Here is a 22861-nt window from a genome sequence, read left to right on the forward strand (position 1 = left end):
GCGCCGCCCTCAGCCCGCGTAATCGCGGGCCAGCCTGACCACCGTCACACCCGGCTTGAGCTGGCGCAGCGACGGCATGATCAGCGTGCAATGGTCGTAGGGCGTGACCACCGGCTGATCGTCGGCCCAGCCGATGGTCGTCCCGGCCTTTTCAAACGTTTCCAGTCCCGACCACGGGCCGGCAAAGCGCACGTTCATCGAGGGCGCCACCACGGCGTCCGTCACTTCCAGGACACGCTGGCTCGCCGGGTCGGCCAGCAGCCAGCCTTCGGGCAGGTCCGACGCATCGGCCACGCCCGACTCCACCAGCATCCGCGCCACCATGTCGCGCGCGACGTCCCGCGACGACAGGTCGCCATGGAACCCGCATTCGATCAGCAGCGCGCAGGCGTCTTCCCGCGCCGGATCGCCGAAGTGCTCGAAGTCGCGCATGCGCACGCCGTCCTTGTGGCCGGCGTCGACGATCACGTGCTGCGGCGCCTTCAGGCGGCGGGCCAGCGCGATATTGCGCGGCAGCACGCCCGTCAGCAGCAGCGGCGCGCCGGGTTCGTGCATGGAATGCAGGTCCAGCAGCCAGTCGGCGCGCCGCACCCAGGGGCGCAGCGCGGCGCCACGCTGGCGGTCCGGCGTGGTGGGGTTGTCCAGGCGCTCGGCGCTCCAGACACGGTTCATGTCTTCCTGCACGAAGCGCGACGCATCGTGGTTCGCGTGGTCGAAACGGTCGAACGCATCCAGGTTGCAGAACGCCAGCGTCAGGCTGCCGCGCCGCGGGCGCAGGCCCGAGGCCAGCAGGTCCTTCAGCGCCCACGCGCCGCACAGCTCGTTGCCGTGCACCAGCGCGCTCACCATGAGCGCCCGTCCCGGCACGCCCGAATCGAAATGCCACACGCCGGGCGTGTCGGTATTGCCGGCGCGCTCGGCGGCGAGGTCGGGAACGGGAAGCTTGAATTCCATGGTGATATCCGCTTGATGCCTGGTGTTGCGATGTCGTGTTTGCGGCGCGGCCTTACTGCGCCTCGATCTTGGCGGCCTTGACCAGCGCGCCGTACTTCTTGGTTTCTTCAGCCTGGAAGGCCACCGGATCGATGCCCGGCTTGGCCACTTCGCCGCCGGCGTCCTGCAGCTTGGAGCGGAACTGCTCGGACTTCAGGGATTCATCCAGCGCGGCGCGCAGCTTGGCCACGACCGGCTCGGGCAGGCCCGCGGGGCCATACAGCGCGAACCACAGGTTGATGTCGACCGACTCGAAGCCCTTTGTTGCGGCCAGCGGCGCGATCTCGGGTGCGGCGGGCGAACGCTTGTTCTCGGTCAGGCCCAGCGCAACGATGTTGCCGCTGCGCACCTGCGGCAGGCCCGAGGACAGCACCAGCATGCCGAAATCGAGCTGGCCGCTCATCAGGTCGGTCACCAGCGGCGACACGCCGCGGTAAGGCACGTGCTCGGCGCGCGTGCCCGTCGCCTCATTGATCATTTCGCCGGCCAGGTGCAAGGTCGTGCCCACGCCCGACGACCCGTAGTTGAACGTGCCCGGCGCCGCGCCCTTGAGCTTTTCGAGATACTCGGCAGCGGTCTTCACGCCCGAATTCTTGCTGGCCGCCAGCAGCATCGGCTGCGACGCCACGATGCCCAGCGCCGTGAAATCCTTGGCGCTGTCGTACTTCACGGCGGTGTTGATCATGCGGGCGATCACCATCTCGTTGGTGGAGCCCAGGAAGATGGTGTAGCCGTCCGGCGCGGCGCGCGCCACGCGCTGCGCGCCGATCGTGCCGCCGGCGCCGCCGACGTTCTCGACCACGACCGTCTGGCCCAGGCGCTTGCCCAGTTCTTCGCCCAAGAGGCGCGCGGTCAGGTCCAGGCTGCCGCCTGCGGGGTAGCCGACGACCAGCGAAATGCTGCGGGAGGGATAGTCGGCCGCGCTGGCGGCGGGCACGGCGGCAAGGGCCGAGGCGGCACAGAGCGAAACGAGCGCTGCGCGCATCGGGTGCAGGATGGACTTCATGGTTTTCTTCCTTGGGGTGCTGTGGGTGGACGGCGTAGCCGTCTCGTTTGAGTTTCGGAGGGTATTTTCGAGCGCGCCCCCGGCCCCGTCCGTGCCAAGACGGCACATCTTTGTGCTAATCCGGTTTTGGGTCCGGCAAGTCAGGCCTTGCGGTTGGCGGTCGCTTCCCAGGCGGCTTCGGCCAGGTCCGTCAGCCGGGCGCGCGGGCGATACAGGCGGACCTCGAAGGCGATCTCATCGCTGCGCCCGCCCAGCGCGGCCAGCGCGCCGCGCCGGCAATCGGCCGCGACCATGGACCAGGGCAGCCAGGCCACGCCGACGCCCTTGGCGACCGCCCCGTGCGCCGCATCCAGTGAATCGCTGCGCACAAAGGGTGTCAGGGCATAGGGCGTGGCCTCCAGCCTGTCGCCCACGATGCGCTCCATCGCCAGGCCGCCCGTGTACGTAATGAGCGGCACGGGCGCGCCGCCCTCATGCAGCAGATAACGCGGCCGTCCGCGCGTGTCCATCTGGCTGACCGGCACCAGCTTGTCGGTCGCCAGCGTCATGTAGCGATAGCGCGACGGGCTGAGGGGCACGGACAACGCCGGATGCTCGTAGCAGCACAGCAGGTCTACCTTGCCCTGTTCCAGCCGGATCACGAGGTCCTGCGCCTTGCCGGTGGACAGTTCCACCTGCGTGCCGTCGGTCAGCACCTTGGGCGCGCGGTGCCGCAGCCGCGCGATCCAGTCGGCCACCAGCGTGCGCGCCAGGCTGCGCCCCGTGGCGATGCGCAGCACGGCCTCGCCGCCCGCGCCCGAGCTGCGGATGCGATGGCGGACCAGTCCCATCTGCTCGATCACCTGCGTCGCGGTCTTGAGCAACGTCTCGCCTTCCGGCGTCAGCGTCACCGGCAGGCGCTGGCGCTCCACCAGCGCCGTGCCCGCCCACGCTTCCAGCGCGCGGATGCGGCGGCCGAAGGCGGGATGCGTCACGTGGCGCAATTCGGCCGCGCGCACGAAGCTGCCGGTCTGCGCCAGCGCGATCAGGTCTTCCAGGAGTTTGAGGTCTGCCATGGACCGAAAGCTTACGGCATCGCGCGATCGGTGCGGAACTAGGCCGCTTGCTGGCCCGCGGGCAGGGAAAGGATGCGCTCGATGACCTGCGCCGTCTTGCGGTAGTGCGCGGCCAACAGCGCCGCCGCGCGGTCGGCATCGCGCGAGACCGCGGCATCCAGCAGCGCGCGGTGTTCGTCATCGACGTCGCGTTCGGACCCGTAGGCCATGGCCTGGGCGCGCGCGGGCCGGCGGTAGCGTTCGGTCTGCGCGTAAAGCTGGGCGGACAGGTCCAGCAGCCAGGGCGACCGGCAGGCGCCGATCAACGCCTGGTGGAAATCCTGGTGGCGGGCCTCCAGCGCGTCCTCGCGCTCCTGGTCCAGGACGGGCGCGTCGTCCGCGCGCCGCGCGGCCAGCGCCAGCGCGTGGAACGCGCCCACCAGCCGCGCCTCCCAGGCGTCGTCGGCGTTGGCGAGCGAACGCCGCAACGCGTCGCAGTCGATCAGGATGCGGGTTTCGCAGGCATCGCGCATTTCCTCCACGGACAGCGGCGCGATCCGGAAGCCGCGCGACGTGGTGGTCAGCACCATGCGTTCGCTGCGCAGCCGGTTCAGCGCCTCGCGGATGGGCGAAAAGCTGCCGCCATAGCGCTGGCGCAGCAGCTCCAGCCGCAGCGACTGGCCCGGCGCGAACGCGCCGCGCATGATGTCGCGGCGCAGCTGCCGGTAGATCTGTTCGGACAGTGTGATGTCTTCGACCTGCGCGTCGCCATGCGCGGCCGCGACCGCGTCCGCGCGCGGCGCCTTGATTCGGGGCTTCACGCTGCGCTCCTAGACGGCCACCACCGGATGGCGCAGCGTGCCGATCCCTTCCACGCAGGCGACGACCACGTCGCCCGGCCACAGGAATTCCTGCGGCTTGCGACCCGCGCCCACGCCCTCCGGCGTGCCGGTGGCGATGATGTCGCCCGGCTCCAGCGTGATGCCCGCGCTGATGTCGGAGATCAGGAACGGCACCTTGAACAGCATGTGGCGGGTATTGGAGCCCTGCTTCCTCTCGCCGTTGACCGTGAGCCACAGGTCCAGCACCTGCGGGTCCGGGATTTCGTCGGCCGTCACGATGCAGGGGCCGAACGGCGCGTAGGTGTCCTGGCCCTTGGAATAGATCCACTGGCCGGCGCGCCGGCAGTCGCGCGCGCTCATGTCCAGCATCACGCTGTAGCCGAACACATGGGACAGCGCATCGGCCTCGGCCACGCGCGAGGCGCGACGCCCGATGATCACCGCCAGTTCCACTTCCCAGTCCAGTTGCTGCGTGATCCTGGCGTTGTGCTCGATGGCGTCGCCCGGCCCGATCACCGTGGTGGGCGGCTTGGAAAAGATCACCGGCTGCTTGGGCAGGTCGGCCGACGTGTCCAGCGTGCGGCTGGATTCGGCGACGTGCTCGACATAGTTCAGGCCGATGCCGAAGATGTTCTTGCGCGGGCGCGGGATGGGCGCCAGCAGCTTCACGTTGTCCTGCGGCAAGGCCGTGCCCACCGGCCAGTTGCCGCGGAACGTATCGAGCAGCCGCGTCGCCTGCGCGACCGCGACCGGACCCAGGTCGATGAAGTCCAGCATGTCGTCGGGCAGGTCCACCCCGCCCTCCTGCCCCAGCAGGAAAAGGTCGACCACATAGCCGTCGACCAGCGCGCCCAGGCGGGCGGCGGCGGTGGGATGAGCGCGAAAGGTCACCAGGCGCATCGAGAACTCCAGAAAGTCAAAGTGTGAGGGGAACGTCCGCCGCGTCGCGGCGGCGCGCAGGCATCGGAAGCATCTAAATCAGTCGTTGATGGCCGCCGTTGTCCTGTACCGCTTCCTCGCGGTACAGGGCGAGCGAGCGCATGACGGGCAGGTCGTTGAAACAGAACAGGCAGGCGTCATCGTTGGAAGACAGGTTGGCGTGCTCGTGGATGGCCCAGGACGGCACGCAGAAGATGTCGCGCTCGGTCCAGTCGTAGCGCTTGCCGTCGATCACGGAAAAGCCGCTGCCCTTGGCCACCTGGTAGATGAAGCTGCCGGTGTGCCGGTGCGCCTGGGTGTGTTCCCCGGGACGCAGCAACTGCATGCTGGCGCCGATGGTCGGCATGACCGCGCCGCCCGTGGCTGGATTGACGTATTCGAGCAGGATACCGTCGTAGGGACTGCCCGCGGTCGTGCGCGCGTAGCGGCGCAGGGCCTCGTAGGTGGGCTCCCATTCGTATTTGAAGAGCGGGGAATAGGGCTTCGTCCAGCCGGACACCTGCGGCCGCAGCGCCACCCCGCCCCACGCGCCGCTGGTGTCGTCGACCGGGTGCGTCACGGTCTGGTTCAGGTCGGGATGCACGGCGTAAAAGCCCGCTTCCAGCGCATTGACCAGCGGAATGTCCAGCCCGTCCTGCCAGATGCAGGTCGTGCCGTCCTCGGCCACGCCGTGCTCGTGCCAGGTGCCGTTCGGCGTCAGCACGAAGTCGTTCGCGCCCAGCGTCATCTTGTGGCCGTCCACCACGGTGTACGCGCCCTGGCCTTCCATGATGAACCGCAGCGCGGAATGCGAATGCGCATGCGCGGACGCCAGCTCGCCCGGCTTCATGACCTGCAGGCCCGAATACAGCCAGCCCACCGCCGCCGCCACATCCCGCCGGCCCGGATTGTTCAGGTAGATGACGCGCCGGCCCGCCTCTTCGGGAGACACCAGCTCGGCCGAGCGCAGCACATGGCCGCGCAGGTCCTGGTAACGCCAGACCACGGGCACGGATGCCGACCGCGGCGCCCAGGGCTCGATCTTGTTGGCCACCGTCCAGAGCGCGCCCGTTTCCAGCCGCGCAAGCTCCTGATAGTAGGCCACCCGCTCCGGCGAGTCGGCCACATTGGCTCGGCCCGCCGTGTGCTCGCGGTAGGCGTCGTAGCGGTTCGATTCCATCGCTTGCCCCTGGTTTTATAAAACACTGAGGATTTTCGAAAATATTAAGAGGCGGTCTGGTCGGCGGGCAATCCCAAGACGCTAGGGGTTTTCCTGTAGCAGGCTGGTGCGTGAAAAATAGTTGGCCGCAACGCCGAGAATACTGTACAAAAACACAGTGCGACGTGATACATTTCGCTCGCCCGACCAACTGTCGTCCAGGGGAGAATTCCTGTGTCAGAAGCTGCTCATCTCGTTCAGTACATCGTCGTTCCCTACCGCGCCGCCGCCAATGGCGTCGCCCCCGGGGAAATCCGTCCGGCCAGCAGCGAATTCGGAGCCATCCGGATCGCAAACTCCATGGCCTCCAAGTTCGCGGGCGTCGCCGCCTATGAAGTCATGATCGACAAGGAAACCGGCGACATGGAATCGCCGCGCATCCTGATGCAGATAGGCACGGTGCCGTCGCTGGACGATTAGTCTCCGGGGCGCCGCCCCGAGGGACGAGCGTGCGGCGGGTGGTACGCTCGCTGCACGGAATCGTTCCACCGGGCGCGGCGCACGGCCCCGGGACCTGTCACGCGAAGGAGAAAAGATGATTGCTCGTTGGCGCTGGGCGCTCAGGCAATTGACCAGGCGCCTTTGGTTCAGGGCCAGTCTTTTCTCATTGCTGGGCGTCGCCACCGCGCTGCTCGCCATCATTTTCAAGGGCGCCATTCCTGAAACCTTGCCCGCCCGCATCGGTGCCGACGCGGTCGACAAGATCCTGGGCATCATTGCGTCCAGCATGCTGGCGGTGACCACCTTTTCGCTCAGCACCATGGTGGCGGCCTACGGCGCGGCAAGCACCGGCGTGACGCCTCGCGCAACCACCCTTGTCATGCAGGACACCACCACGCAGAACGCGCTGGCGACGTTCATCGGTTCGTTCCTGTTCAGCCTGGTGGGCCTCATTGCGCTGAGCACGGGGGCCTATGGCGCGCAAGGGCGGGTCTTGCTGTTCACGGTGACGATTGCGGTGGTGATCTTGATCGTCTACACGCTACTGCGCTGGATCGACCATCTGTCCAAGCTCGGACGGGTCGGCGAAACCATCGACCGCGTCGAAAGCGCAACCATCGACGCCCTCCGCCACCGCGTTCAATGGCCTTACCTGGGCGGCACCCCCTATCCGGCGTCAGGCTTGCCCCCCGCGTCGGCGCAGGCCGTGTCGAGCGACCGGACAGGCTACGTGCAGCACGTCGACGTGCAGGCGCTGGGCCGGATCGCGCGTGAACATCAGGCCTCGATCTACCTTGACGTCCTGCCGGGCGGATTCGCCCATGCCGGCATGGCGCTGGCGTGGCTCGTGCCCCAACCCGGCGAGGAGCCGGCCGCGCGCGAGGCCCTGCACGAAGCCATTCTCGGCGCCATCACCCTGGGAACGCATCGCACGTTCGAGCACGACCCGCGCTTCGGCTTGTCGGTGCTGTCCGAAATCGCGTCCCGCGCCTTGTCGCCGGCCGTGAATGACCCCGGCACGGCGATAGACGTCATTGGCCGGGGCGTCAGAAGCCTGACCTGCTGGGGGCAGCCGCCCGACTCGCCACCGGAGGCCGACCCCGACTGCCAGCGCATCTACGTGCACCCGCTGGACGTGGACGATCTGTTCGACGATTTTTTCGGCCCCATCGCGCGTGACGGCGCGGGTCTGCTGGAAGTCGACACGCGCATGACGAAGGCGCTCCTGAGCCTTGCGCAGATCAATCCACCCCTGTTCAAAGCGGCCGCGTCGCGCCATGCCGCGCGCTTGCTTCAACACGCCGAGCACGCGCTGGTGCTGGACGAAGACAAGCGCCGGATCCGCGAGCTGGCGCAACCGCTGCTGCGACGCGAAGCGTATTGAAGGCACGGCAAACCGGGGGGAAGGATGGGACGCGAAGCCTGCGGCTCGCTATGCGCCGCCAGGCTGCGCTCGGAGGGAGCAAGTATTTGGCGACGTGGGGTGCAAGAGATGGGTGCAACAGCGGGGTGCAAGGTGGACCGAAGATTCACCCAACCCGTTGATCTGGTGGCGCGCCCGACAGGAATCGAACCTGTATCAAGAGCTTCGGAAACTCTCATTCTATCCATTGAACTACGGGCGCAGCGCAAGGAGGCGGTATTGTACCCACTTTTGCGGGATCTGCATGAAGTGGATCAAATCTTCCGTCAATCTCCGCGAAAACCCGCTCAGTGTCATTGGACCGGCGTCCCTGACACCGTTATATAATCCAGCGTTTGCTTGCAGGCGGGCATGGTTTGCCGCCGACTTGTGCAGTACTGATTTTCTGTTGCCGCCGCCAGGCGCCCCACCCGTTAGCAGGATTTGGTCATGAGCAACGAGCAGGAACACATAGAAGAGCACTCCTCCCCCATCAAGACCCCGAAGCAACTGATCGTCACGATCGTCCTGGCTTTCGTGGTGCCCATCGCCATCATCATCCTACTGGTGAACATGGTCGTCACCGGCACCAAGACCAACGCCGGTTCGGATGCCCTGTCCGGTGAAGCCATTGCCCGGCGGATCGCGCCGGTTGCCGGATTCGAGCTCGTTGACGCCAACGCCCCCAAAGTTTTCAAGACTGGCGAACAGGTTTTCGCCGCCGTCTGTACGGCCTGTCATACCGCCGGCGTGGCGGGCGCACCCAAGCTGGGCGACAACGCCGCTTGGGCGCCTTTCATCAAGGCCGGCTACGACGAAATGCTGAAGGTCGCGCTGCACGGCAAGGGCGGCATGCCCGCCAAGGGCGGCAACCCGGCCCTGTCCGACTACGAAGTCGCGCGCGCCGTGGTGTACATGGCCAACAAGTCCGGCGCCTCGCTGCCCGAACCCGCTGCGCCTGCTGAAGACGGCGCCAAGAAGGAAGCCGACGCCGGCGCCGCCCCCGCCGCACAGGCTGCCGCCCCGGCCGCGGCACCAGCCGCCGCAGCACCGGCTGCCGCCGCACCCGCTGCCGCCGCTCAGGCCCCCGCCCCCGAGCAGAAAACCGCCGCCGTCAACCCGGCCGGCGAACAGCTCTACAAGACGGTCTGTTTCGCGTGCCACGCGACGGGCGTGGCCAATGCGCCCAAGTTCGGCGACAAGGCCGCCTGGGCTCCCTACATCAGCACCGGCATGGACGCCATGGTGAAGGTCGCCATGACGGGCAAGGGTGCGATGCCTCCCAAGGGCGGCGCGGCCAACGCCTCGGAAGACGACATCCGTGCGGCCGTGCAGTTCATGGTGAATGCCGCGCAGTAATACCCCGCCGGCAAGACAGACCACAAAAAAAAGCCCCTTGAATTGAACTGACCCCCAGAAGTTGGACGGTCAACTAAAGCCCGAAGGCCTGAGCTCGGTATTGCACCGGGCTCAGGCCTTTTAGCTTGAGCTTGATGCGGTTGTGATTGTAGTAATGGATGTACTGCCGGATGCCGGCCTGCAACTGCTCGATGCTCTCGAAGCGGTTGAGGTGGAAGAACTCTGCTTTGAGCGTGCCGAAGAAGCTTTCCATGGCGGCATTGTCCAGGCAGTTGCCCTTGCGTGACATGCTCTGCGTGACGGACCGGGCGGCCAGCATGCGCCGGTAGATGGGCTGCTGGTATTGCCAGCCCTGGTCGGAGTGCAGCACGGGGCGCTCCGTCGGCCGCAGCCGCGCCAGCGCCTTCTTCAGCATGCTGCCCACGAGCTTGAACACCGGCCGCAGAGCGGTCTCGTAGGCCACGATCTCGCCGTTGTACAGGTCCATCACCGGCGACAGGTACAGCTTCTCGCCACGCACGTTGAACTCGGTCACGTCGGTGACCCACTTCTCGTTCGGACGCTCGGCCTCGAAGCGACGCGCCAACACGTTGGCCGCCACATGATGCGACTGACCTCGGTAGGACCGGTACTTCTTGGCGCGCACGAGCGACTTCAAGCCCAGCGCCTGCATCAGCTTCTGCACCGTCTTGTGATTCACCAGCTCACCTGCCTGGCGCAGCACCGCCGTGATCCGGCGGTAACCATAGCGGCCCTTGTGTTGCGCATAGACCGCGTCGATGCGCTGCTTGAGCTCGGCGTACGGGTCCACGGCGCCAAGCGCCTTCAGGTGGTAATAGAACGTGCTGCGCGACAGCTTGGCTGCTCTCAGCAATAGCGCCAGCGGATGACGATGCCTCAACCCTTGGACCATTTGCGCTTTTTCACCAGCGCTTCGGTCCGTTCCGCTTGGATCAAGGCATCGAGTTTTTTTAGGTAATCGAGCTCCGCTCGCAGGTACGCGTTCTCTTCGCGCAACTGCTTCTCTGTCATGTCCTTGGCTGTTGGCTCGGGTGGATACTTGTGTGGCATGGCGGGGCTATCTCGACGTCTGGGCTCCAATGCGCCCATTCCGCCCTCATCATACCCACGACGCCATTTGCCGATGGTCCCGGAATCGCCCAAGTTGTAAACCGCCACAGCCTGCCTGTCCGACAAGCCGTCCTGCTCGATGCGCTTCAACACCTCAAATTTGAATTGCGCCGAATACCGCTTGCGCGGCCTGACTAAACCAGCCCGTCCATGCAGTTGGTAGACAGCCACCCATCGCCGCAGCAACGCATAGTCCACGCCGACCTCCCGCGCCACTTCCGCATAACTATGCTGTTCAGACAGATACCGCCGGACAGCGTCCAGTTTGAACTGCTCGTCGTACTTTGCCATGCAAAAAACCCCCGAAGGATGGATCAAAGTCCAACTTTCGGGGGTCAGTTCAAATCATCAAGGGGCTTTTTTGTGGCCGATGGCCGGTGTCTGACACCCTGGGGAGATGCTCGCCGGCTTGGCGCAGCGTCTCCGCGGGTGTCAGACACCGTCTCCGCCGTCAGCGGATGTCAGACAACTACTCCGCCGTCGACTTCAAGAGCGACATGCCGAGCTGTACGCGGCGCTGCAGCCAGAGGCTCGGACGATAGCGGGGATCGCCCGTCACGCGCTGCATGCTCTTCAGGATCTCCAGAATGCGGTCGGCGCCCAGCTTGTCGCCCAACGCCAGCGGACCCACCGGATAGCCCAGCCCCAGCGTGACGGCCAGGTCGATGTCTTGCGGCGTGGCGATCTGCTGCTGCGCGATATCGCAGGCGATGTTCACGATGTGCGCCACGATGCGCTGCGCGATGAAACCGGCCGAATCGTCGGCCACCGTTACCGGCACCCCGTCCGAGGCCAGCAGCGCATGCGCGGCGTCGCGCCATTTGGCTTCGGTGGCGGGCGATACCATGATCGTGCGGCGCTTGGCGCCGTCGAACGCGTACAGCGTGTCCAGGCCGACCGTGCGGGCGGCGTTCAGGCCCTGCGCGGAGACCGTGGTGGACACGTCTTCGCCGAACGGCGTGACGATGATCAGCGCATCGGCGTCCGGCGTCGAGCCCGTGACCAGCGTGCCGCCCAGCTTTTCGATCAGCGCGGACGCGCGCGCGTAACCTTCGCCATGCTTGGGGCTGACCCAGACCTTCAGGCCTTCGGGCAGCGCCGGCACGGGCGCTTCGGCCGGCACCTGCTTCTGGCCGTCGGCATAGACGTAGAAGCCCTCGCCGGCCTTGCGGCCGATCAGCCCGCCGGCCAGGCGCACCGTCGTGATGGGCGACGGCCGAAAGCGCGGCTCGTCGAAGAACTGGCGATAGATGGATTCCATCACCGGATGCGAGACGTCGAGCGCGGTCAGGTCCAGCAGCTCGAACGGCCCCATGCGAAAGCCGGCCTGCTCGCGCATGACGGCGTCGACCTGGGCGAAGGTGGCCACGCCCTCCTGCGCCACGCGCAGGCCTTCGGTATTCATGCCGCGGCCGGCGTGGTTGACGATGAAGCCGGGCATGTCCTTGGCGCGCACGGGCGTGTGGCCCATGCGGCGCGCCAGGTCCGCCAGCGCATCGCCCACTTCCGGCGCGCTGCGCAGGCCGTCGATGACCTCAACCACCTTCATCAGCGCGACCGGGTTGAAGAAGTGATAGCCGGCCACGCGCTGCGGCCGCTTGCAGGCGGCCGCGATGGCGGTGATGGACAGCGACGACGTGTTGGAGGCCAGAATGCAGTCTTCGGAGACCACCCCTTCCAGCGCCGCGAAGAGATCGCGCTTGACGTCGAGCCGCTCGACGATGGCCTCGACCACAAGCTGGCAGGCCGACATGTCGGTCAGCGCGGTGGCCGATTCCACGCGCTCGAGCGCCGCCTGCGCGTCAGCCGCGGACAGCTTGCCCTTCTGGGCCAGCTTCTCCCAGGTCTGGCGCAAGGATTCGCGCGCCGCCGCGATGGCGTCGGCGCTGGTGTCGTACAGGCGCACGCGCAGGCCGGCCTGCGCCGCGATCTGCGCGATGCCGCGCCCCATGGCCCCGGCGCCCACGACGCCGATGGTTTGAATCTCCGTCATCAACTTTCTCCTGCCTCTATTGGAATGGATCGTGCGCCTGGCGCGGTCAGCGCGACGGGGCGGCGCCATGCCGCCCCGGGGGGTCGCGTCAGCTCCGGGTCTGCGCCAGCGCCTGGATTTCTTCGGCCGACAGTCCCAGCTTTTCGGACAGGACCTGCTCGGTGTGCTCGCCCAGCATGGGCGGCGCGCGGCGGTATTCGACCGGGCTGCCGGAAAACTTCAGCGGGCTGGCGGCCATGGGCACGGTGCCCGCCGCGGGGTGCGGCAGCTCGCGCTTCATGTTGCGGGCCAGCACGTGCGGATCTTCGTAGACCTGGTCCAGCGTATTGATCGGACCGGCCGGCACGCCCACTTTTTCCAGCGCGGCCAGCCAATGGTCGCGCTCGCCCGTGGCCATGCGTTCGGCCAGGAGCGGCACGAGCTCCTCGCGGTTCTTGACGCGCTGCGGGTTGGTAGAAAAGCGCGGGTCGGCGGACAGTTCGGGCAGGCCGATGGCGCCGCAGTAGTTGCGGAACTGGCTGTCGTTGCCGACCGCCACGATGAGGTGGCCGTCGCTGGCCGCGAACACCTGGTAGGGCACCAGGTTCTGGTGTGCGTTGCCGGCACGGCGCGGCGCCACGCCGGAGGTCATGAAGTTCAGGTTCTGGTTGGCCAGCATGGCGACCTGGCAATCCAGCAGGGCCATGTCGATGTGCTGGCCCAGGCCGCTGCGCGCACGCTCGTGCAGGGCCGCCAGGATGCCGACGGTGGAATACATGCCGGTCATCAGGTCGGCCACGGCCACGCCCGCCTTCTGCGGGCCGCCGCCCGGCAGGTCGTCGCGCTCGCCGGTGATGCTCATCAGGCCGCCCATGCCCTGGATCATGAAGTCATAGCCGGGGCGGCTGGCGTAGGGACCGGTCTGGCCGAAGCCGGTGATCGAGCAGTAGATGAGGCGCGGATTGAGCTCTTTCAGGCTGGCGTAGTCCAGGCCGTACTTGGAAAGGCCGCCGACCTTGAAGTTTTCGACCAGGATGTCGCTCTGCAAGGCCAGTTCGCGCACCAGCTCGGCGCCGCGCGGCGACGCGATATCCAGCGCCACCGACATCTTGTTGCGGTTGGCCGACAGGTAATAGGCGGCCTCGGTAGTGTCCCGGCCCGCTTCGTCCTTGAGGTACGGAGGCCCCCAGGCCCGCGTGTCGTCGCCCGAACCGGGCCGTTCGATCTTGATCACCTCGGCGCCGAGATCGGCCAGGTTCTGGGTGCACCAGGGACCCGCCAGCACACGGGTCAGATCCAGCACACGTATGCCGGTTAGGGGAGCGGGACGTTGCGACATCTGTAATCTTTTCGCTAGAAGGGAAATGAGAACTTCCGGCCCGCGCCGTTGCGCAAGCCAGACTGGAATTCCGTCATGCCAGAAGGCGGCCCGCGCGGGCCGCCTCCCGATCAGCATTCGTCAGACTGGATATTAGCCTTTCGAACGCATTGGCCGGCTTGCGGCCGGCGGAAAATCAGGAATGGGCCTTGATGGTCTCGCGCGCGATCACCAGTTGCTGGATCTGCGACGTGCCCTCGAAGATGCGGAACAGGCGCACATCGCGATAGAAGCGCTCGACCGCGTACTCGGACATGTAGCCCGCGCCGCCATGGATCTGCACCGCGCGGTCTGCCACGCGGCCCACCATCTCCGTGGAGAAAAGCTTGCAGCAGGCGGCCTGCATGGTGGTGTTCTCGCCGCGGTCGCGCATGCGGGCGGCGTCCAGCACCATGCAGCGGGCCGCGTAGAGCTCGGCCTGGCTGTCGGCGATCATCGCCTGGATGAGCTGGAATTCGGCGATGGGCTGGCCGAACTGCTTGCGTTCGGTGGCGTACTTCACCGCGTCGCGCAGCAGGCGGTCGGCGATGCCCACGCACAGCGCGGAAATATGCAGGCGGCCCTTGTCCAGCACGCGCATGGACGTGCGGAAGCCATTGCCCTCTTCCCCGCCCAGCAAGGCGCTGGCCGGCACGCGGCAGTTGTCGAACACGACGTCGCTGGTGAGCGCCCCGGCCTGGCCCATCTTCTTGTCCGGCTTGCCGATGATCAGGCCCGGCGTGCCGGCTTCGACCAGGAAGCAAGAGATGGAATTGGCCCGGCGCTCGGGCGCGGTGCGGGCCATGACCGAGAACAGGCCCGCGATCGGCGCGTTGGTGATGTAGCGCTTGGTGCCGTTGAGCACGTAGAAATCGCCGTCGCGCTCGGCGGACACGCGCAGCGACATGGCGTCGGAGCCGGCGTCGGGCTCGGTCAGGGCGAACGACCCGATCAGCTCGCCGCTCGCCAGCTTGGGCAGATAGCGCGCACGCTGCTCGTCGGTCCCGGCCAGCACGATGGCCTGCGAGCCGATGCCGATGTTGGTGCCGGCCAGCGAACGGAACGCGGGCGAGGTCTGGCCCAGTTCGAACACGACGCGGACCTCTTCTTCCATCGTCAGGCCCAGGCCGCCGAAGTCCGGCGAGATGGACAGGCCGAACAGGCCCAGGTCGCGCATTTCATTGACGATGTCGGGCGGCACCTGGCCGCTGGCGGCCAGTTCGTCTTCGGCGGGAATGAGGCGCTCGTGCACGAAGCGGCGCACGGCGTCGATCAGAAGATTCAGGGTTTCGGTATCGAGGGCCATGATGGAAGTCTCACTATGTTGTATGCGGATTCGGGTCGAGGATCGGTATGGCGGCGCGTTCAGGCGCGCATGCCGCCCACCAGCAGATCGAAGTAGCCGGCGGCGATGGTTTCGGCGCTGTCGCCCTGCCCGGGCTTGTACCAGCGCACCATCCAGTTCAGCATCGAGAGCACCGCGCGGCCCGTGGCGGCCACGTCCTGCGCACGGAACGCGCCTTCGGCCACGCCTTGGGCGATGACCGCGCGCAGGCGCTTTTCGTAGCTGTCGCGCAGTCGGGCGGCGTCCTCACGTTCGGACAGCGCCATGCCGGAATAGCCGACCAGCATGGTCACGAACTCGGCGTGGTGCTGCTCGAAATACCGGGCGTGGCCCACCATGAACGCGCGCAGGCGCGCCACGCCGCCCTCGGCGCCGGCCACGTCGCGGCCGACGGTCTGGGTCAGTCCGTTCAACACCTCAAGAATGATGGCGTCGTAGATGTCCTGCTTGGTCGGGTAATAGTGATAGATGGCCGCCTTGGACACGCCGAGGGCGGCGGCCAGGTCCGAGATCGAACTGCCGTCGTAGCCGCTGCGGGCAAACAATTTGGCGGCTTCTTCCAGGATGCGTTCGCGCGGGGCGGCCAGCGTGGGGGGCCGGCCGGCGCGGGCGCGTTTCTGGGCGGGAGGGGCGGTGATCGCCATGACAGCCTTTGGAGGGGCGGCGCGGGGCCCGGGGGGTTCTGGCGAACCGCCATTGACAGCCGTTCCGCGCATGCCGTTAAATAAAGATTAATTAATTACCGGACGGTCGGTAGGTAATTAATATACTCCAAAAACTACGACGAGACGACGCCCATGCCCCATCCCCTCGTGACTGATTTGTATGGCCAGATGTCCCTGCCGGTCATCAGCGCCCCGATGTTCATCGTCTCCAACCCCAAGCTGGTCATCGCCCAGTGCACGAGCGGCATCGTCGGATCGTTTCCGGCGCTGAACGCGCGGCCGCAGACGTTGCTGACCGACTGGCTCGACGAGGTCCAGGCGGGCCTGGCTTCGCACCGCGAAGCCAACCCGGGCGACCGCGTCGCGCCGTTCGCCGTCAACCAGATCATCCACCAGTCCAACGACCGGCTGGAACAGGACCTGGCCGTGTGCGCCAGCCACCGAGTGCCCCTGATCATCACCAGCCTGCGCGCCCCCGGCGACCTGGTGAAGGGCGTGCACGACTGGGGTGGCAAGGTCTTCCATGACGTGACGACGATCCGCCATGCCGAAAAGGCGCTGGAAGCGGGCGTCGACGGCCTGATCCTCGTGTGCGCGGGCGCGGGCGGCCACGCCGGCACCCTGAGCCCCTTCGCCCTGATCTCCGAGGTGCGCCGCTTCTACGACGGCCCCCTGATCCTGTCCGGCGCCATCACCTCCGGCGCGCACATCCTGGCGGCGCAGGCCATGGGCGCCGACTTCGCCTACATGGGCACGCGCTTCATCGCCAGCGAGGAAGCCAACGCCAGCGAAGGCTACAAAAGCGCCATCGTCGAGGCCAGCGCGTCGGACATCCTGTACACGCCCTTCTTCACGGGCATCCCGGGCAACTACCTGAAGGCCAGCATCGCCGCCGCCGGCCTGGACCCGGCCAACCTGCCCGCGCCGGACAGCGGCGCTTCCAACTTCGGCTCCACCCGCGTCAAACCCTGGAAGGACATCTGGGGCGCGGGCCAGGGCGTGGGCGGGATCGCCAGCGTCGAACCGACCCGCACCATCGTCGACACCCTGCGGCGCGAATACGCCGAGGCGAAAGCCCGCCTGGCGGCGGGACCGCACGCATGAGCGCCGGCCTGAAGGTTCAGCGGGAGGGCGCCGTCCTCACGCTGGTCATCGACCGCCAGGACCGTCGCAACGCCCTGGACACCGCCACCTATGCCGCGCTGACCGAGCAGATCTCACTGGCAAGCGCGGACGTGGCGGTCTCGGCGGTCATCCTGACCGGCGCCGGCGAACACTTCACCGCGGGCAACGACCTGCGCGACTTCCAGGCCGAACGCGGGACGGGCGACAGCGCGGGGCTGACCTTCCTGCGGGCGCTGACCACCGCCGACGTGCCGGTCATCGCCGCGGTCGAAGGCTACGCCATCGGCATCGGCGTCACCCTGCTGCAGCACTGCGATTTTGTCCACATCGGGGAAGGCGCCACCCTGCGCATGCCGTTCGTCGCGCTGGGCTTGTGCCCGGAGGGCGCATCCAGCCTGCTGATGCCGCGCCTTGCCGGCCGCCGGGCGGCGCAGTGGCTGATGCAGGGCAAGGCGTTCACGGCGCAGGACGCCCTGGAAGCCGGCCTGGCCACCTCGGTCACGCCCAAGGGCCAGGCGCTGAACGCCGCCCAGGCCACCGCCGCCGACCTGGCCAGCCAGCCCCCCACCGCGCTGCGACTCACCAAGGCCATGATGAAGCGGGCGGACCGCCAGGCCATCCAGGAAACGCTGGACTACGAAGCGCAGCAGTTCCGCGCCCGCCTGCAGACCGAAGAGGCGCAGGCGGCGTTCGCCAGGTTCTTCAAGAAGTAGCGCGTCAGAACGGCGAATCGGGCCGGAAGTTCGGCGCCCGGCGTTCGCGCAGGGAATTGATGCCCTCGCGCACGTCCGGGCCGCCAAAGCCCATGAATTCCAGCGCCAGCGACGTATCGAAGGTCGGTCCGGCCATGCGCAGCCAGTTGTTCAGCGAATATTTGGTCCAGCGGATGGCGGTCTGGGACCCCGCCGCCAGCTTGTTGGCCACCTCGAACGCCTTGGCGACCAGTTCGGCCTCGTCCACGCACAAGGACACCAGGCCGATGCGCTCGGCCTCCTCGCCGGACACCGTTTCGCACAGCATCAGGTAGTACTTGGCCTTGGCCATGCCGCACAGGAGCGGCCAGACGATGGCGGCGTGATCGCCCGCCGTGACGCCCAGTCGGGTATGGCCGTCGATGATCCGGGCATCGCGCGCCGCGATCGAGATGTCGGCCAGCAGGCCCGCCACCAGCCCCGCCCCCACCGCCGCGCCGTGCATGGCGGACACGATGGGCTTGCTGCAGTTGATGATGTTGTAGACCAGGTCGCGCGCCTCGCGCCAGACGCGGGTGCGCACGTCGAAGTCGTCCGCCATCTGCTGCACCAGCTCCAGGTCGCCGCCCCCCGAGAATCCCTTGCCCTCGCCCCGGATCACCACCACCCGCGTGTCCGGATCGGTGTCGATGTCGCGCCAGATATCGGCCAGCTCGCGGTGCATCCGGTCGTCGGCCGTGGACAGCTTGCCGGGCAGGCCCCCCTTGGTCCCCATGATGAGCTCCAGCACGCCGCCGGGGTGGCGGCGCAGCTTCAGGGATTCATAGGCTGAATAGTGTTCCAGCGTAATGTCGGTCATTGTCTGCTCCGGATCGTCTCTTGGTTGTTCGGCAAACCGCCCACGGCAGCCGCGTTTTTGCGCACTATAGTGGATACGCCACCCCCGCCACGACGATTCCTCCCGGAGCCTCAGCCCATGAACACCCCCGCCGCCCCCATTGACCGCGCCGCGCTGCCCGCCCTGTTCGCCCCGCGCGCCCAGGACACGCATAAGGGCAGCTTCGGCACCGTCGGCGTGGTGGGCGGCGGCCCGGGCATGACGGGCGCCGCCCTGCTCGCCGCCCGCGCCGCCCTCAAGACCGGGGCCGGCAAGGTGCTGGTGGGGTTTGTCCAGGACACCCCGCCCCTGCCTTGCGACCCGATGCAGCCCGAACTGATGCTGCGCGACTTCCGCTCCCTGCTCGAAGAAGACTGGGGCGTCACCGCCTGGGTCGCCGGTTGCGGCATCGCCACGGGCGCGCTCGCCGCGAACGCCCTGTCGGAATTGTTCGTGCTGCGGCGCGGAAATCCGCTGGTGCTGGACGCCGACGGCCTGAACCTGCTGGCCCAGGGCGAGATCCGTCCGACGTGGGGCGCGGGGCCCGTCGTCTTGACGCCCCACCCCGCCGAAGCCGGCCGCCTGCTCGGGGTCGCCACGGCCGAGGTTCAGCGCGACCGCCCGGCCGCCGCCCGCGAACTGGCCCGCCGCTACCAGGCCTGGCTGGTGCTCAAGGGCGCCGGCACGGTGGTTTGCGCCCCCGACGGTGCCTTGCGCGTGAACACCAGCGGCAATCCGGGGCTGGCCACCGCCGGCACCGGCGACGTGCTGGCCGGCATGCTGGGCTCCCTGCTCGCCCAGAAATTGCCGCTCGACCAGGCCGTCCCCGGCGCCGTCTGGCTGCACGGCGCGGCGGCCGATGCGCTCGTCGCCCGGGGCATCGGCCCCATCGGCCTGACCGCCAGCGAACTGGCGGATGCGGCCCGCGCACTGCGCAACGGCGGCTAAGTCTATGTCGCACAAACATTTTTACAACATACTAGGGTTTTCCCTGAAAAGCGCATTGCTTTTGCTCTAGGGTTATCCCTATAATGGTTTACCCCAAGACGAAACGGACTGGAGCAAACCATGAGCGAACTGACCTTGAACAACACTGCCCGCCTGACCGACGCGCTGGAGCGCGACCTGCTCCGCGGCGCCCTCGAAAACCAACCCAATTCCCACCCGCTGACCAGCCTGAAGAAGGCCGGCCAATCCGTGATCGCAGCCGTTGCCGCCGTGTTCGCGTTCATCGACGAAGTGAACGAATCGATGAACAAGGCACGCGCCGCCAGCTCGCGCTTCTCCGGATCGCAGTGGTAACAACAGCCGCGCCGGGCTGATTCGCGACAGATCTCCCGCGAATCAGCCCGGCGCGCTGCCGTTGCGCCGCCCGCCTGCCCCTCGGCACGCGCCCGTCGCAACGCTTCGGCGTCCCCGCTCCCTCTCCGGCGCCATCGCGCCGCGTAAGGCCCCAGGAGGGGCCGCGCGGCGCCCTCTCTCTCCCCTTCTCGGCGTTTTCCCTAGCGCCTCGTTCGCCGCTGCGCATTGACAGCGCGCGAAGCCCCTACCGATAATCGGCCCCTTGCCGTCGTGCCTGGCGACGAATTCCCCGCGAGCCCGCTGGACGACACTGCCGTCCCCTGGTCGCGACACGCCATCAAGCACGATCCGGTTCGTTCCCCATCCGGAGTTGTCACCATGAAGTTGCGCACCACCCTGGCCCTTGTGGCCGCCGCCATTCCCCTGGCAGCCGCCCAAGCCCAGTCGCTGAAGATCGGCCTGTCGGCCGAGCCCACTTCGGCGGATCCCCACTACCACAAGATGACGCAGAACGACGCGTTCTCCGCGCACGTCTACAACTCGCTGGTGGGCCGCAGCGCCGACATGAAGCTGGTGCCCCAGCTCGCGACCTCCTGGAAAACCCTGGATGACCAGACCTGGGAATTCAAGCTGCGCGACGACGTCAAGTTCTCCAACGGCAAGCCGTTCACGTCCGAGGACGTGCTGTTCACGATCTGCCGCACGCTGAACAACGAAACCAACGTGTCGCAGTCCTACATGGACATGACCAAGCGCATCACCGAAGTCCAGACGCCGGATGCGCACACCGTGATCATCAAGACGGACGAACCCTTCCCCCTGATGCCGGCCGAACTGGCCCGCTCGCTGCCGATCATCTGGAACGGCATCGTCGAGCACGGCAAGCTGACGTTCGACCCGAAGAAGGGCTGCGGCGTGACGGGCGCCTGGCCCACCGTGGCGGACTTCAACAACGGCAAGGACGCCATCGGCACCGGCCCGTACCTGATGAAGTCCTACGTCAAGGGCACCGGCATCGAGCTGGTGCGCAACGAAAACTACTGGGGCGAGAAGCCGCACTGGAAGGAAGTGAAGTTCGTGCCGGTGCCCGCCGCCGGTCCGCGCCTGACGGGCCTTCTGTCCGGCGACTTCGACATGATCGAGAACCCCGCCGCGCGTGACCTGCCGCGCCTGAAGGACAACCCGAAGTTCGGCTTCGTGGCCACGCCGTCCACCCGCCTGGTGTTCTTCCAGCCGGACGTGGCGCGCAACCCGAGCCCGTTCGTCAAGAGCGCCGACGGCAAGAACCCGCTGCAGGACCTGCGCGTGCGCAAGGCCATCAACATGGCCATCGACCGCAAGACCATCACCGCCCGCATCATGGACGGCATGGCCACCCCGGCCTTCCAATACATGCCCGACGGCATGTTCGGCGCCCTGCCCAAGGCCCCGGAAATCAAGTACGACCCGGAAGGCGCCAAGAAGCTGCTGGCCGAAGCCGGCTACCCCAACGGCTTTGAACTGACGCTGTCGTCCACCAACGACCGCTACGTCAACGACGGCCAGGTCGCCCAGGCCGTGGCCCAGTACCTGTCGCGCGTCGGCATCAAGACCAATGTGGACGCCATGACGGCCTCCATCTACTTCCCCAAGCGCGCCAAGCGCGAATTCAGCTTCTCGATGGGCGGCTGGCCGGCGGAAACGGGTGAAGCCTCGGCACTGTTCCAACTGTGGGTTGCCTCGCTGGATTCGCCCAAGAGCCTGGGCACCAGCAACTACGGCGGCTTCTCCAATGCCGATTTCGACAAGGTCTACAAGCAGGCCATCGTGACGGTCGACCCCGCCAAGCGCGAAAAGCTGCTGCAGGAATCCACCCAGATCGCCCTGGACAACGTGCCGCTGATCCCGCTGCACTTCGAAAGCAGCATCTGGGCCTTCCGCAAGGGCATTACGTACGAAGGCCGCCGCGACCAGTACACCCTGGCCACCTCGGTCAAGCCCGACGCGAAGTGAGCAGGCAGGGCTGAGTGAAGAAAAAACGGCTGCCTCGCGCAGCCGTTTTGCCTTGTGGCGCAGCGCGCCCTCCGGTTTCGCGCAGCCCCTGGCCGCAACCCCTATACAATCTTCCCGCTTCATCGGAATTGCCATGCCCACGTCTTTGCCTCCGTCTTCTCCCCCATCCAGCCTTCGTCCGTTCCTTCTGGCCTGTCCGGACCTGTCGGCGGAGCGCGTGGGCAACACCGATACCCCGGGCGTCTGGCACTTCGATTCCGGCTCCCCCGGCAAGCGGGTGATGCTGACCGCGCTGATCCACGGCAATGAGCTGTGCGGCGCCTGGGCGCTGAAGGACCTGCTGGCGGCGGGCCTGCGGCCGCGCCGCGGCTCGCTGACGCTGGCCTTCTGCAACCTGGCCGCCTTCGACCGGTTCGACGCCCGCAACTATGCGCCGGCGCGCTTCGTCGACGAAGACATGAACCGTGTCTGGAGCGAGGAAAAGCTTTCCGTCCCCACCAGCCAGGAGCGCCGCCGCGCGGCCGAGCTTCGTCCCTGGGTGGAGCAGGCGGACTGGCTGCTGGACTTCCATTCGATGAGCAATTCCGACGTGCCGCTGCAACTGACCGGCCTGGAACAGCGCAACATCGACCTGGCGCTGGCCCTGGGCAATCCCGCCACCATCATCGCCGACGCCGGCCATGCCGCCGGCGTGCGCATGCGCGACTACGGCCGTTTCGGCGAGGCCGGCGACAATGGCACCCGGTCCCTGCTGATCGAATGCGGCTTTCATGGCGCGCCCGAAGCGCGCGGCGTGGCGGTCGACCAGATGGCGCGCTTTCTGGTCCATGCCGGCGCCATCGACCGCAGCGACATACCCGCCGCGTGGTTTGCGCCGGGCGCGCCCATGCAGCGCGCGCTGCGCGTCACCCACGCCATCGCCGCCAAGAGTGCCGACTTCCGTTTCGCCCAGCCCTGGAAAGGCCTGGAGACGCTGGGCGAGGCAGGCACGGTGATCGGCTGGTCCGAAGGCGAGCCCGTCACCACGCCCTATGACAACTGCGTGCTGATCATGCCGTCCACCGCCAACGTGCGGCCGGGCGTCACGGTCGTGCGCCTGGCGCAGCCCATCGTGTGAGACTGCGCGGCCCCGTCAAGTAACGCCGCCGCCCGATCGATGCGCGGCCTTCCCAACCCCTGAGCCCACCAA

At 67.3% G+C, this 22861-nt stretch carries 21 protein-coding genes and 1 tRNA gene; 9 read left to right on the forward strand and 13 right to left on the reverse strand.

The window, feature by feature from the left end:
- Window positions 1–9 precede the first annotated feature (9 nt).
- From ACZ50Q_RS26170 to ACZ50Q_RS26195, 6 genes are all read right to left on the reverse strand, one after another.
- Window positions 10–954, reverse strand: a complete 945-nt coding sequence (locus ACZ50Q_RS26170; protein WP_464079968.1) for a M14 family metallopeptidase — start codon at window positions 952–954, stop codon at window positions 10–12.
- 52 nt (window positions 955–1006) lie between these two features.
- Window positions 1007–1999, reverse strand: coding sequence for a Bug family tripartite tricarboxylate transporter substrate binding protein (locus ACZ50Q_RS26175; RefSeq protein WP_464079969.1), 993 nt, complete (start codon window positions 1997–1999; stop codon window positions 1007–1009).
- Window positions 2000–2139: 140 nt separating this feature from the next.
- Entirely contained in the window at window positions 2140–3054 is a 915-nt protein-coding gene (locus ACZ50Q_RS26180) for a LysR family transcriptional regulator (protein ID WP_092579996.1), read from the reverse strand.
- Window positions 3055–3092: 38 nt separating this feature from the next.
- Window positions 3093–3854 carry a GntR family transcriptional regulator gene (locus ACZ50Q_RS26185; protein WP_464079970.1) on the reverse strand — a complete coding sequence of 254 codons (762 nt, stop codon included), beginning with the start codon at window positions 3852–3854 and terminating at the stop codon, window positions 3093–3095.
- 9 nt (window positions 3855–3863) lie between these two features.
- Window positions 3864–4775 (reverse strand): fumarylacetoacetate hydrolase family protein, encoded by a 912-nt coding sequence (locus ACZ50Q_RS26190; protein ID WP_464079971.1) that lies wholly within the window; start codon window positions 4773–4775, stop codon window positions 3864–3866.
- Window positions 4776–4848: 73 nt separating this feature from the next.
- A complete protein-coding gene (locus tag ACZ50Q_RS26195) occupies window positions 4849–5973 on the reverse strand; it encodes a cupin domain-containing protein (RefSeq protein ID WP_464079972.1) in 1125 nt (374 codons plus the stop codon).
- Between the two features lie 213 nt (window positions 5974–6186).
- Between ACZ50Q_RS26195 and ACZ50Q_RS26200 the strand changes: the two genes are divergently transcribed.
- Together ACZ50Q_RS26200 and ACZ50Q_RS26205 are read left to right on the forward strand one after the other, a co-directional pair.
- Window positions 6187–6432, forward strand: coding sequence for a hypothetical protein (locus ACZ50Q_RS26200; RefSeq protein ID WP_056327580.1), 246 nt, complete (start codon window positions 6187–6189; stop codon window positions 6430–6432).
- Window positions 6433–6547: 115 nt separating this feature from the next.
- Complete coding sequence (locus tag ACZ50Q_RS26205) at window positions 6548–7837, forward strand: DUF2254 domain-containing protein (protein ID WP_464079973.1); 1290 nt, start codon at window positions 6548–6550, stop codon at window positions 7835–7837.
- Between the two features lie 166 nt (window positions 7838–8003).
- Here the strand turns inward: ACZ50Q_RS26205 and ACZ50Q_RS26210 are convergent.
- Window positions 8004–8078 (reverse strand) — tRNA-Arg (locus ACZ50Q_RS26210).
- A gap of 227 nt (window positions 8079–8305) precedes the next feature.
- Here ACZ50Q_RS26210 and ACZ50Q_RS26215 point away from each other — a divergent pair.
- The gene (locus tag ACZ50Q_RS26215; RefSeq protein ID WP_464079974.1) at window positions 8306–9214 is read left to right on the forward strand and encodes a c-type cytochrome; all 909 of its coding nucleotides are present in this window, start codon (window positions 8306–8308) and stop codon (window positions 9212–9214) included.
- Between the two features lie 73 nt (window positions 9215–9287).
- On the opposite strand, the gene ACZ50Q_RS26220 is transcribed toward ACZ50Q_RS26215, so the two are convergent.
- The 5 genes from ACZ50Q_RS26220 to ACZ50Q_RS26240 all read right to left on the reverse strand — a co-directional run bounded on the left by ACZ50Q_RS26220 (window position 9288) and on the right by ACZ50Q_RS26240 (window position 15663).
- A protein-coding gene (locus ACZ50Q_RS26220; RefSeq protein ID WP_464079392.1) for an IS3 family transposase occupies window positions 9288–10636 on the reverse strand; the annotation gives its coding sequence in 2 pieces (ribosomal slippage) (window positions 9288–10189 and window positions 10189–10636; 1350 coding nt in all).
- 178 nt (window positions 10637–10814) lie between these two features.
- Entirely contained in the window at window positions 10815–12338 is a 1524-nt protein-coding gene (locus ACZ50Q_RS26225) for a 3-hydroxyacyl-CoA dehydrogenase (RefSeq protein ID WP_464079975.1), read from the reverse strand.
- A gap of 88 nt (window positions 12339–12426) precedes the next feature.
- The gene (locus ACZ50Q_RS26230; protein WP_076518607.1) at window positions 12427–13656 is read right to left on the reverse strand and encodes a CaiB/BaiF CoA transferase family protein; all 1230 of its coding nucleotides are present in this window, start codon (window positions 13654–13656) and stop codon (window positions 12427–12429) included.
- 175 nt (window positions 13657–13831) lie between these two features.
- Window positions 13832–14980 carry an acyl-CoA dehydrogenase family protein gene (locus tag ACZ50Q_RS26235; RefSeq protein ID WP_464079976.1) on the reverse strand — a complete coding sequence of 383 codons (1149 nt, stop codon included), beginning with the start codon at window positions 14978–14980 and terminating at the stop codon, window positions 13832–13834.
- A gap of 59 nt (window positions 14981–15039) precedes the next feature.
- Entirely contained in the window at window positions 15040–15663 is a 624-nt protein-coding gene (locus tag ACZ50Q_RS26240) for a TetR/AcrR family transcriptional regulator (protein ID WP_076518605.1), read from the reverse strand.
- Between the two features lie 153 nt (window positions 15664–15816).
- Between ACZ50Q_RS26240 and ACZ50Q_RS26245 the strand changes: the two genes are divergently transcribed.
- Both ACZ50Q_RS26245 and ACZ50Q_RS26250 read left to right on the forward strand, forming a co-directional pair.
- On the forward strand, window positions 15817–16788 hold the full coding sequence (locus tag ACZ50Q_RS26245) for an NAD(P)H-dependent flavin oxidoreductase (protein WP_076518604.1): 972 nt from the start codon (window positions 15817–15819) through the stop codon (window positions 16786–16788).
- The gene (locus ACZ50Q_RS26250) at window positions 16785–17522 is read left to right on the forward strand and encodes an enoyl-CoA hydratase-related protein (RefSeq protein WP_464079977.1); all 738 of its coding nucleotides are present in this window, start codon (window positions 16785–16787) and stop codon (window positions 17520–17522) included. Before ACZ50Q_RS26245 ends, ACZ50Q_RS26250 begins: the two co-directional genes overlap by 4 nt.
- Window positions 17523–17526: 4 nt before the next feature.
- Here the strand turns inward: ACZ50Q_RS26250 and ACZ50Q_RS26255 are convergent, their stop codons facing one another.
- On the reverse strand, window positions 17527–18360 hold the full coding sequence (locus tag ACZ50Q_RS26255; protein ID WP_076518602.1) for an enoyl-CoA hydratase/isomerase family protein: 834 nt from the start codon (window positions 18358–18360) through the stop codon (window positions 17527–17529).
- A 117-nt stretch (window positions 18361–18477) separates the two neighbouring features.
- On the opposite strand from ACZ50Q_RS26255, the gene ACZ50Q_RS26260 reads away from it, so the two are divergent.
- From ACZ50Q_RS26260 to ACZ50Q_RS26275, 4 genes are all read left to right on the forward strand, one after another.
- A complete protein-coding gene (locus ACZ50Q_RS26260) occupies window positions 18478–19326 on the forward strand; it encodes an NAD(P)H-hydrate dehydratase (protein ID WP_464079978.1) in 849 nt (282 codons plus the stop codon).
- Window positions 19327–19446: 120 nt separating this feature from the next.
- Window positions 19447–19680, forward strand: coding sequence for a hypothetical protein (locus tag ACZ50Q_RS26265; protein ID WP_076518600.1), 234 nt, complete (start codon window positions 19447–19449; stop codon window positions 19678–19680).
- Between the two features lie 378 nt (window positions 19681–20058).
- Window positions 20059–21672, forward strand: coding sequence for an ABC transporter substrate-binding protein (locus ACZ50Q_RS26270; RefSeq protein WP_464079979.1), 1614 nt, complete (start codon window positions 20059–20061; stop codon window positions 21670–21672).
- A gap of 133 nt (window positions 21673–21805) precedes the next feature.
- The gene (locus tag ACZ50Q_RS26275) at window positions 21806–22789 is read left to right on the forward strand and encodes a M14 family metallopeptidase (protein WP_464079980.1); all 984 of its coding nucleotides are present in this window, start codon (window positions 21806–21808) and stop codon (window positions 22787–22789) included.
- Window positions 22790–22861: the final 72 nt, after the last annotated feature.

This window comes from Achromobacter sp. T5-5 (assembly GCF_055397965.1).

Coding starts and splice junctions, on each gene's coding strand:
- ACZ50Q_RS26255 (WP_076518602.1), bottom strand. CDS start 18,360: ATGACCGACATTACGCTGGAACACTATTCAGCCTATGAATCCCTGAAG.
- ACZ50Q_RS26245 (WP_076518604.1), top strand. CDS start 15,817: ATGCCCCATCCCCTCGTGACTGATTTGTATGGCCAGATGTCCCTGCCG.
- ACZ50Q_RS26235 (WP_464079976.1), bottom strand. CDS start 14,980: ATGGCCCTCGATACCGAAACCCTGAATCTTCTGATCGACGCCGTGCGC.
- ACZ50Q_RS26240 (WP_076518605.1), bottom strand. CDS start 15,663: ATGGCGATCACCGCCCCTCCCGCCCAGAAACGCGCCCGCGCCGGCCGG.
- ACZ50Q_RS26275 (WP_464079980.1), top strand. CDS start 21,806: ATGCCCACGTCTTTGCCTCCGTCTTCTCCCCCATCCAGCCTTCGTCCG.
- ACZ50Q_RS26265 (WP_076518600.1), top strand. CDS start 19,447: ATGAGCGAACTGACCTTGAACAACACTGCCCGCCTGACCGACGCGCTG.
- ACZ50Q_RS26230 (WP_076518607.1), bottom strand. CDS start 13,656: ATGTCGCAACGTCCCGCTCCCCTAACCGGCATACGTGTGCTGGATCTG.
- ACZ50Q_RS26175 (WP_464079969.1), bottom strand. CDS start 1,999: ATGAAGTCCATCCTGCACCCGATGCGCGCAGCGCTCGTTTCGCTCTGT.
- ACZ50Q_RS26260 (WP_464079978.1), top strand. CDS start 18,478: ATGAACACCCCCGCCGCCCCCATTGACCGCGCCGCGCTGCCCGCCCTG.
- ACZ50Q_RS26225 (WP_464079975.1), bottom strand. CDS start 12,338: ATGACGGAGATTCAAACCATCGGCGTCGTGGGCGCCGGGGCCATGGGG.
- ACZ50Q_RS26180 (WP_092579996.1), bottom strand. CDS start 3,054: ATGGCAGACCTCAAACTCCTGGAAGACCTGATCGCGCTGGCGCAGACC.
- ACZ50Q_RS26190 (WP_464079971.1), bottom strand. CDS start 4,775: ATGCGCCTGGTGACCTTTCGCGCTCATCCCACCGCCGCCGCCCGCCTG.
- ACZ50Q_RS26170 (WP_464079968.1), bottom strand. CDS start 954: ATGGAATTCAAGCTTCCCGTTCCCGACCTCGCCGCCGAGCGCGCCGGC.
- ACZ50Q_RS26205 (WP_464079973.1), top strand. CDS start 6,548: ATGATTGCTCGTTGGCGCTGGGCGCTCAGGCAATTGACCAGGCGCCTT.
- ACZ50Q_RS26215 (WP_464079974.1), top strand. CDS start 8,306: ATGAGCAACGAGCAGGAACACATAGAAGAGCACTCCTCCCCCATCAAG.
- ACZ50Q_RS26195 (WP_464079972.1), bottom strand. CDS start 5,973: ATGGAATCGAACCGCTACGACGCCTACCGCGAGCACACGGCGGGCCGA.
- ACZ50Q_RS26250 (WP_464079977.1), top strand. CDS start 16,785: ATGAGCGCCGGCCTGAAGGTTCAGCGGGAGGGCGCCGTCCTCACGCTG.
- ACZ50Q_RS26270 (WP_464079979.1), top strand. CDS start 20,059: ATGAAGTTGCGCACCACCCTGGCCCTTGTGGCCGCCGCCATTCCCCTG.